This window comes from Fimbriimonadia bacterium, assembly GCA_039961735.1.
Taxonomy (GTDB): Bacteria; Armatimonadota; Fimbriimonadia; order Fimbriimonadales; family JABRVX01; genus JABRVX01.
Map to the genome: position 1 here is coordinate 21,972 of JABRVX010000052.1, position 7,584 is coordinate 29,555.

Annotated in this window: 5 protein-coding genes; 4 read left to right on the forward strand and 1 reads right to left on the reverse strand. The window is 62.1% G+C overall.

Annotated elements, in window-relative coordinates; all coding sequences use genetic code 11:
• Positions 1 to 67: 67 nt before the first annotated feature.
• Positions 68 to 1,993, reverse strand: coding sequence for a tetratricopeptide repeat protein (locus tag HRF45_11890; GenBank protein ID MEP0767227.1), 1,926 nt, complete (start codon positions 1,991 to 1,993; stop codon positions 68 to 70).
• Between the two features lie 26 nt (positions 1,994 to 2,019).
• Between HRF45_11890 and aroE the strand changes: the two genes are divergently transcribed.
• The 4 genes from aroE (at position 2,020) to HRF45_11910 (ending at position 7,475) form a co-directional block, all read left to right on the forward strand.
• Entirely contained in the window at positions 2,020 to 2,889 is an 870-nt protein-coding gene (gene aroE / locus HRF45_11895; GenBank protein MEP0767228.1) for a shikimate dehydrogenase, read from the forward strand.
• 269 nt (positions 2,890 to 3,158) lie between these two features.
• Positions 3,159 to 4,910 (forward strand): Flp pilus assembly complex ATPase component TadA, encoded by a 1,752-nt coding sequence (tadA, locus tag HRF45_11900; protein MEP0767229.1) that lies wholly within the window; start codon positions 3,159 to 3,161, stop codon positions 4,908 to 4,910.
• A gap of 52 nt (positions 4,911 to 4,962) precedes the next feature.
• Positions 4,963 to 6,246, forward strand: a complete 1,284-nt coding sequence (locus HRF45_11905; protein MEP0767230.1) for a type IV pilus twitching motility protein PilT — start codon at positions 4,963 to 4,965, stop codon at positions 6,244 to 6,246.
• Positions 6,247 to 6,263: 17 nt separating this feature from the next.
• A complete protein-coding gene (locus HRF45_11910) occupies positions 6,264 to 7,475 on the forward strand; it encodes a type II secretion system F family protein (protein ID MEP0767231.1) in 1,212 nt (403 codons plus the stop codon).
• The last annotated feature ends 109 nt before the right edge of the window (positions 7,476 to 7,584 follow it).

Here is a 7,584-nt window from a genome sequence, read left to right on the forward strand (position 1 = left end):
GTGAAGTCACACGGCGTCTTCGGCGGCCCGCACCTAGCCGATAGGGCGGTAGCGCCGTGGCAGGATGCTACCGGGACCCGTGGCGGAGGGGCACGGCCGTCGAGAGCGTGGCGCCCTGCTCGCCGCGGATACCCTCCAGCTTCGCCTGCGACCACATTCGGGGCGTGATAATGTTGCTCATCGTCCATCGGTAGAAGGCGCACCAGTCCTCCTCATGCTCCCCCCAGCCTTTGATGAAGCCGATGCACCATTCCGGGTCGCCCGAATCGGGCCAGCGCGAGTTCCAATCCCTCCCGCAGTGGTCGTGCGAGAGGTTCCATTGCGGCTGCCAGCCGTTCAGCCAGAACGCGCCGTCCACGTTGTGCAGCCACTCATGCACGTATACGTAACGAAACCAGTCCTTCCATCCGGGTCCGTACATGTAGGTCACGTCCCCCTTACCGGTCTCCTTGGCCGGTCCGCCTGCGCCCGCAGGTGCCCACGCAGGGAGCCCTTCCGCCGGTATCACCCAGAAGTCGGACTGGAAGGGCCCCGCAGTTCGATTGGGCATCTTCTCCAGCGGGTGACCGTGCGCGTTCCAGAACAGGTGTGGATTGTCTCGGTTCCAGTCCACTTTGGTGACTTTCGCGCTCTCGTCGAGAATCCGTATCTCCGACTCGATCCGCAGGGCCCCTCGCGAATACCGGAACACGTCTTCCTTATACTTGCCGAAGGTGGTCTGGATGTCGGCGATCATCTCGGGCGTCAGTTCGAACTTGGTGTGGCGCGGCTCGTTGTCCTTGGTGGTCCACTCGTGGTCGAGCCGTTTGAAGATGAAAAGCCGCACGTTCCATATGGCCGCTTGCCGCGGATCGCGGTTCGGGGGGACGAGAGCGTGCAACACGTTCACCCGCGCATGCGCCTCCGCCCTGCGGCCGACGGAGGTGGCAGGGTCCTCGATCACCGAGTACTCCTTCTCCAGCATCTCTGTCCAGCGGCCGTTCGAGTTCGCATACCCGCGTGCCAGAACTATGTCTCGCAAGTCGTATGGGTCGAAAGTCAGGACTTCCGCCTTTTGCAGGTTCGTCAGGCATGCTGCGCGCTGCCCGAGCGCCAGGCGGGCCAGACCCGCATCCACTAGCGCCCGCGGGGCATAGATCGAGTGAGGCCACTCGTTCGCGACCTTCTCGAACAGCGATGCCGCCTTCGCATGGTCCCCTCGCTCGAGGTACCTGTGGGCCAGTCGAACTGCCGCTAGGTCCGCCCCCGGCATCGGATTGCGCGAAGCGACGAACTCCTCCAGGTAACGAACCTCCGGTTCATCTCCGGGCATGTGGTGGCGTACCACACGCATCAGCTCGCGGATCGCTTCGTCCCGCCGCGGGGACTCGGGGAACCGTGTGAGATGCTCTCGAAGGCCCTGCTGAAGCTCGCCCCAGCGCACCGCCGCCTTGAGCTTGTTCAACTCGTCCCAGTGGGCGTTAGCGGGGACAGGGTCGGGCGCCGGGGTCGTGTCCAGACCTGATGCGCGGCGAAGCTCGGGAACCAGGCTGCTCCCAGGCCACTTCTCGGCGAAGTCACGCACGACAGCTCGTGCATCCGCCTGACGGCCAGCTTCCAACAGCGCGGTTACTAACTGCGAAGTGGCAGGACCGAGCCACTCCGGGCTGCGGTAAGCCCCGAGGAACCGCTGGAGCCGGTGGGCACGTATCACCGGGGGCTTTTCTCGAATCTCCTGCTGAAGCAGCATCCATTGTGCCGAGCCGGCAAGGCTGGAGTCGGGGTACTCGCGCAGCACCCGTTCCAACACGGGCGTTGCCTGTGCCGCCCGGCGCCCGCCGTAGTCACGGGTGGCTTGTGCCCAATCCATCATGCGACTCTCGCCTGCCGGAAGGTCCACCCCGATGGAACTCATCCACCGGGTGTACTCCTCGTAGCCCTGTCTCCATGCGGACTGGGGTGGAGCAGTACTGGCGACAACGAGGGCGAGAATGCTGGATGCTATGCTCGACATGCTGGGATTGTACCGAAACCCGCAGGATGGGACCGATCGATGTGGAAACTAAGCGGATGCTGTTGTTTGCCGTGGTGGGCAAGCCGATCGGCCACAGCTTGTCGCCACAGATGCACCGAGCCGCCTTCCACGCTCTCGGCATCGAGGCGGAGTACCTGCGCGTGGAGTGTGACCCCCACGAAGTCGGCGGGCTGGCTGCGGCGGTAAGGACCGGCGCACTTGCCGGCGTGAACATCACCATCCCTCACAAGCGCGCCGCCTTCGAGTTGGCTGACGAAGCCTCAGCCGAGGCGAAGCTTCTCGGCGTAGCCAATACCTGGGTCCGCCGAGACAGCAAGGTCGTCGCATACAACACGGACGGTGCAGGCTTCCTCATGGGCCTGCGGGATATCGAACTCGACGCAGAAGGCAGTACCGTGATTTTGGGCGCAGGTGGCGCAGCCCGGGCCATCTGCCTGGCGCTAAGCAGACAAAGGCGGCGCGTAGTCGTTCTCTCCCGCCACCCCGACGAGGCGCGAGACGACTTCCGTCTGCTTGGCGGCGAGGTCACGCAGTGGGACGGTGAGAGGGCTGCGACGGCAGCCCGGACGGCTGCTCTGGTGGTGAACGCGACACCCGTCGGGATGGAGCCGGACTTCGAGGCCATCCCCGCCTTCCCTCTCGGGAACCTTCGGCCGGATGCCGTAGTTTATGATATCATCTATCGGCCCCGTCGCACCGCCTGGCTTCGGGCTGCCGAGGCGAGGGGACTGCGGACGGTGGACGGGGTACGAATGCTTGCAGGGCAGGGAGCGGCATCCCTCGAACTTTGGCTCGGCAGACCGGCTCCACTCAAAGCCATGCTCGCAGCGCTCGAATCTTCACTCGAAAAAGCCCCGGGAGTCACGCTGGAGTGAACGAAGCAGGTACTTTGACCCGACATACTAGACGGCAGGCCTGCGTATCAACAGGACAGGGGGAGCCACAGATTCCCGGACCGCTATTACGGAATCATCGTAGTACATATGCTAACGCGGGCGGATCGAAGTCCGCCGTGAGTTCTGCTGTGGCGATTCCCTGTTCGGCAGAAGGGAAGCCCGGTTTGGTGTATACTCTGCACCATCCGCTGATGGGTCGGGCTCCCGTGTCGGCTCGGCACCCCCGCGTGTTTAGGAGTAGTCCGTAGATGGGCATGGTTCGCAGGCCGCTCGGCGAGTACCTTGTCGAGAAGGGGTACTTGACGGAAGAGCAGTTGGCCGAAGCCAAAAAGGTTCAAGCCAACACGAAGGGCGGCGACCTAGGAAAAATACTATTGGACCTCGGATACGTAGGTGAGCGGGAGGTTTATGAGGCGCGCGCTCAGGAGCAGGGCCATCGGTTCGTGGACCTCGACCGCGTGGAAATCGAGTCCAGCGCGCTCAACGTAGTCAAGGAACAGATTGTCCGACAACACAGCGCAATCCCGATCCGCAAAGAGGGGTCCAACCTCTGGGTCGCGATGTCCAACGCCAACGACCTGAAGGCGACGGATGATATCCGCCTCGCCTCGGGTTGCCGCGTGATCCCCGTGCTTGCCGTACCGGGGGCCATCGAGGATGCCATCCGACGCCATTATCCGGGTGACAAGAACGGTGCCGGGGGAGGTGGCGAGACGCCGAACAAAGGCGCGGTGATGGGAGACATCCGTGCCGCAATCGCGGCCGCCGGCGCCAAGAGCGACGTCGACGCTGCCGACGACGACAAGGCGGCGGTCGAGCTCGCAGAGCAAGCCCCCATCATCAAGCTCGCCAACGCGATGATCCAGCAGGCTATCGACGAGCGCGCCTCCGACATCCACGTAGAGCCCCAGCACCGGAACGTGCGCATTCGGTACCGAATCGACGGCGTGTTGCACGAGACGATGACGCTGCCAAAGGCGATTCAGGCCCCGCTGCTCTCCCGATATAAGATCATGTCGGAGATGAATATCGCCGAGCGCCGCATTCCGCAAGACGGTCGAATCGAAGTCCGACACGCGGGCAAAGAGTACGACCTTCGCGTTTCGTCCATCCCGACGCCGTATGGCGAGAAGATCGTCATGCGTATTCTGGACAAGACCAGCGTGCTGCTCGGTCTGGAGAAGCTCGGCTTCACGCCGGAGACACAGGCCGCACTGGAGGAGCTCGTCGCACAGCCGAACGGAATGGTCCTTTCCACCGGGCCGACGGGTTCGGGCAAGACGACAACGCAGTATTCGGTCCTGAACAAGCTGAACTCGATCGAAAAGAATATCATCACCATCGAAGACCCGATCGAGTACCACCTCGCCGGCATTGCGCAAGTGGGTGTGAACCGCAAAGCCGGCCTGACCTTCGCTAACGCCCTCCGGTCGTTCTTGCGCCAGGACCCCGACATCATCATGGTCGGTGAGATGCGCGACCTGGAGACTGCAGAGATCGCCATCGAGGCGTCTTTGACTGGTCACTTGGTCCTCTCGACTCTGCACACGAACGACGCACCATCTGCCGTTATTCGAATGGTGGACATGGGCGTCGAACCCTACCTGATCTCGGCCACCGTGATCGGCATTCTCGCCCAGCGCCTCGGGCGCCGCGTATGCGAGCGATGCAAAGAGCCGTATGAGGTTAGAGGCGCGGAGCTGAGGCGCTTCGGCTTCAAGCCCGAGAACCCCGACGAAATGGTGACGCTGTACCGAGGTAAGGGCTGCGACTACTGCCGGTTCACGGGCTGGCGAGGTCGTATTGGTCTGTACGAACTCATGGTGATGAACGCCGAGATCGCGGAACTCGTCGTTCGGCGTGCTCCGCTCGCGGACGTGAAAGAGGCTGCGAAGGCCAACGGCATGAAAGAGCTTCGCGAAGACGGTTTGACCAAGGTGCTGGCCGGTATCACCACGCCCGAAGAGGTCATGAGGGTCGTCTTCACCGCGGGCTACTAGGATTCGATTCGGCCCGTTCGGGTCGTCATACGTTTGGGAGGGAGATTCATAAATGGTAGCCAACGAAGAGCCCAAGTCGCCGCCTGATCCTCGACCGGCTCCCGGTCCTGGACCATCCGACGTTCGCATACAGGCGCAGGTAGCACCTAAGGGGGCCACCTTCGGTGCAGTTGCTGCGCGACCCCAGCGGACGGAGGCAGCGACTGGAGTAACAGGTCCGCGCCCGATCGAAGACGTTCACATCGACGAGCTGCTTCGCATCGTGCACGAGAAGAACGCCTCGGACATCCACTTGTGCAAGGATAGCGAGCCCGTCATCCGTGTAGACGGAGCCCTCATTCGGCTGAACTACGTCAAGCTGTCGGCGTTCGACACCCAGCGACTGATGTACGACGTGCTGACGGACGAGCAGATTCAGCGCTTCGAGAGCACGCTCGAGCTCGACTTCTCCTACGAACTGTACAAGACCGCACGCTTCCGCGTGAACATGTATCGCGACCGTGGGGCAATTGCTGCCGCCTTCCGTCTGATCCCTACCCGAATCCCGACGGTCGCCGAACTGAACCTACCGCCCATCCTCAATGATCTGACAGGGCGGCCTAGAGGTTTGATCCTGGTGACCGGACCGACCGGGTCCGGCAAATCAACGACCCTCGCGGCGATGATCAATAACATCAACAATACGCGAGCCCTGCACATCATCACCATCGAAGACCCGATCGAGTATCTGCATACGCACAAGTTGTGCATCATCAATCAGCGCGAGCTGGGTCAGGACACGAAGGCATTCGCCAACGCGCTGCGAGCATCTCTGCGCGAGGACCCGGACGTGATCCTGGTCGGCGAGATGCGTGACCCGGAGACCATTCACCTGGCAATCACAGCCGCAGAAACCGGGCACCTCGTGTTCGCCACCCTGCACACCAACAACGCCGCCGAGTCGATTGACCGTATCGTGGACGTGTTCCCGACCGGACAGCAGGAGCAGATACGCGTCCAGCTAGCGAATAACATCGTGGCCATCATCTCGCAGCAGCTTCTGCCCAGGGCCGGCCAGCCCGGACGCATCCCAGCATGCGAGATAATGATCGCAACTCCTGCAGTTCGCAACCTGATCCGTGAGAATAAAACGCATCAGATCCCGTCTATGGTACAGACGGGCGGTCAACACGGCATGATGTCCATGGACCAGCACCTGCGAACTCTGTACAACCAGGGCCTGATCACCTTCGAAGATGCTATGGCGCGCGCTATGAACGTAGACGAGCTGAAGAAGATGATCACGCCGGGCCAGGGACCGGGCGAGGGTCGCCCACCGATGCCGCCGCGAAAGTAAGGTCAGGAGGCAGATGAATGCCGGTCTTCTCATATAAGGTTCGTGGTGCCGACGGCAACACGCAAGCCGGTACGGTCGAAGCAGAAAGCGAGGAACTGCTCCGCAAACGGTTCGAGGAACAAGGCCTCGTTCTGACCGAGGTTACCCAGGTGCGCCGCGCGCGCAAGGGAGCGGCCGGCTTCGGACGAGTCAAGCTGACCAGTCTCTCGATTTTCTGCCGACAGTTCTCCACCATGGTTGATGCGGGCGTGTCACTGGTGCGGTGCCTCGACGTTCTTAGCGAGCAGTGCAACGACGCGAAGCTCAAGCGTATCCTGATTGACGTCGGCGAGCGAGTCGAAGGCGGCGAGAGCCTGTCTCGCGCCATGTCCCGACACCCTCGCGCTTTCTCAAAGCTGTTCATCGGTCTGATTCGCGCCGGGGAAGTTGGTGGCGTGCTCGAGGAGTCGCTCCAAAGGCTATCCCACTTCTTGGAGAAGGACGTAGAGCTCCGCCGCAAGGTCCGCGCGTCCTTGACCTACCCCACTATCGTTGTCGTGTTCGCACTCGTCGTGGTCATCGGCCTCGTCGTGGGCGTCATCCCGAGGTTTGCCGAACTGTATAAGGACCTAAACATCAAGGAGTTCCCTTGGGGTACGCAGATCCTGATTGACCTCAGCCACAGCCTGATCTCTCGCTGGTGGCTGTTCGTCGGCATCCTAGTCGCCATTCTGATCGCGTGGAAGTCCTTCGCGAGCACACGCTTCGGCAGGCGCGTGATTGACCGTATGAAACTGAAGCTACCGGTGTTCGGACCGCTGCACCACAAAATCTGCCTCGCACGATTCAGCCGCACGATGGGCACCCTGCTGTCCTCGGGTGTCCCGATTCTGCAGGCGATGGAGACCGTCGCCGAAACCGTCGGCAACAACATCCTTGCCGACGCCATCCTCGAGGCCCGCGCGCGCATCCGTGAGGGAGACCGGATCGGCGACCCGCTCGAGGCGAGCGGCATGTTCCCGCCCATGGTCGTGCACATGATCGGAGTCGGCGAGGAGTCCGGCTCGCTGGACTTCATGCTTCAAAAGATCGCGGACTTCTATGAACAGGAGGTGGATTCCACGATCGCCTCGCTGACGTCTGCCATCGAGCCGGTCCTCATCGTCTTCCTCGGCGTGGTGGTCGGCTTCATCGTTATCTCGCTGTTCATGCCGCTGGTCAAAGTCATCGAGTCCCTCTCGTCGAACTAGCGCGTCTTCCCTCCCTCTCCCCCATCCTCGGGGGAGAGGGAGGGAACACGCGCTAGTTCGACGAGAGGGACTCGATGACTTTGACCAGCGGCATGAACAGCGAGATAAC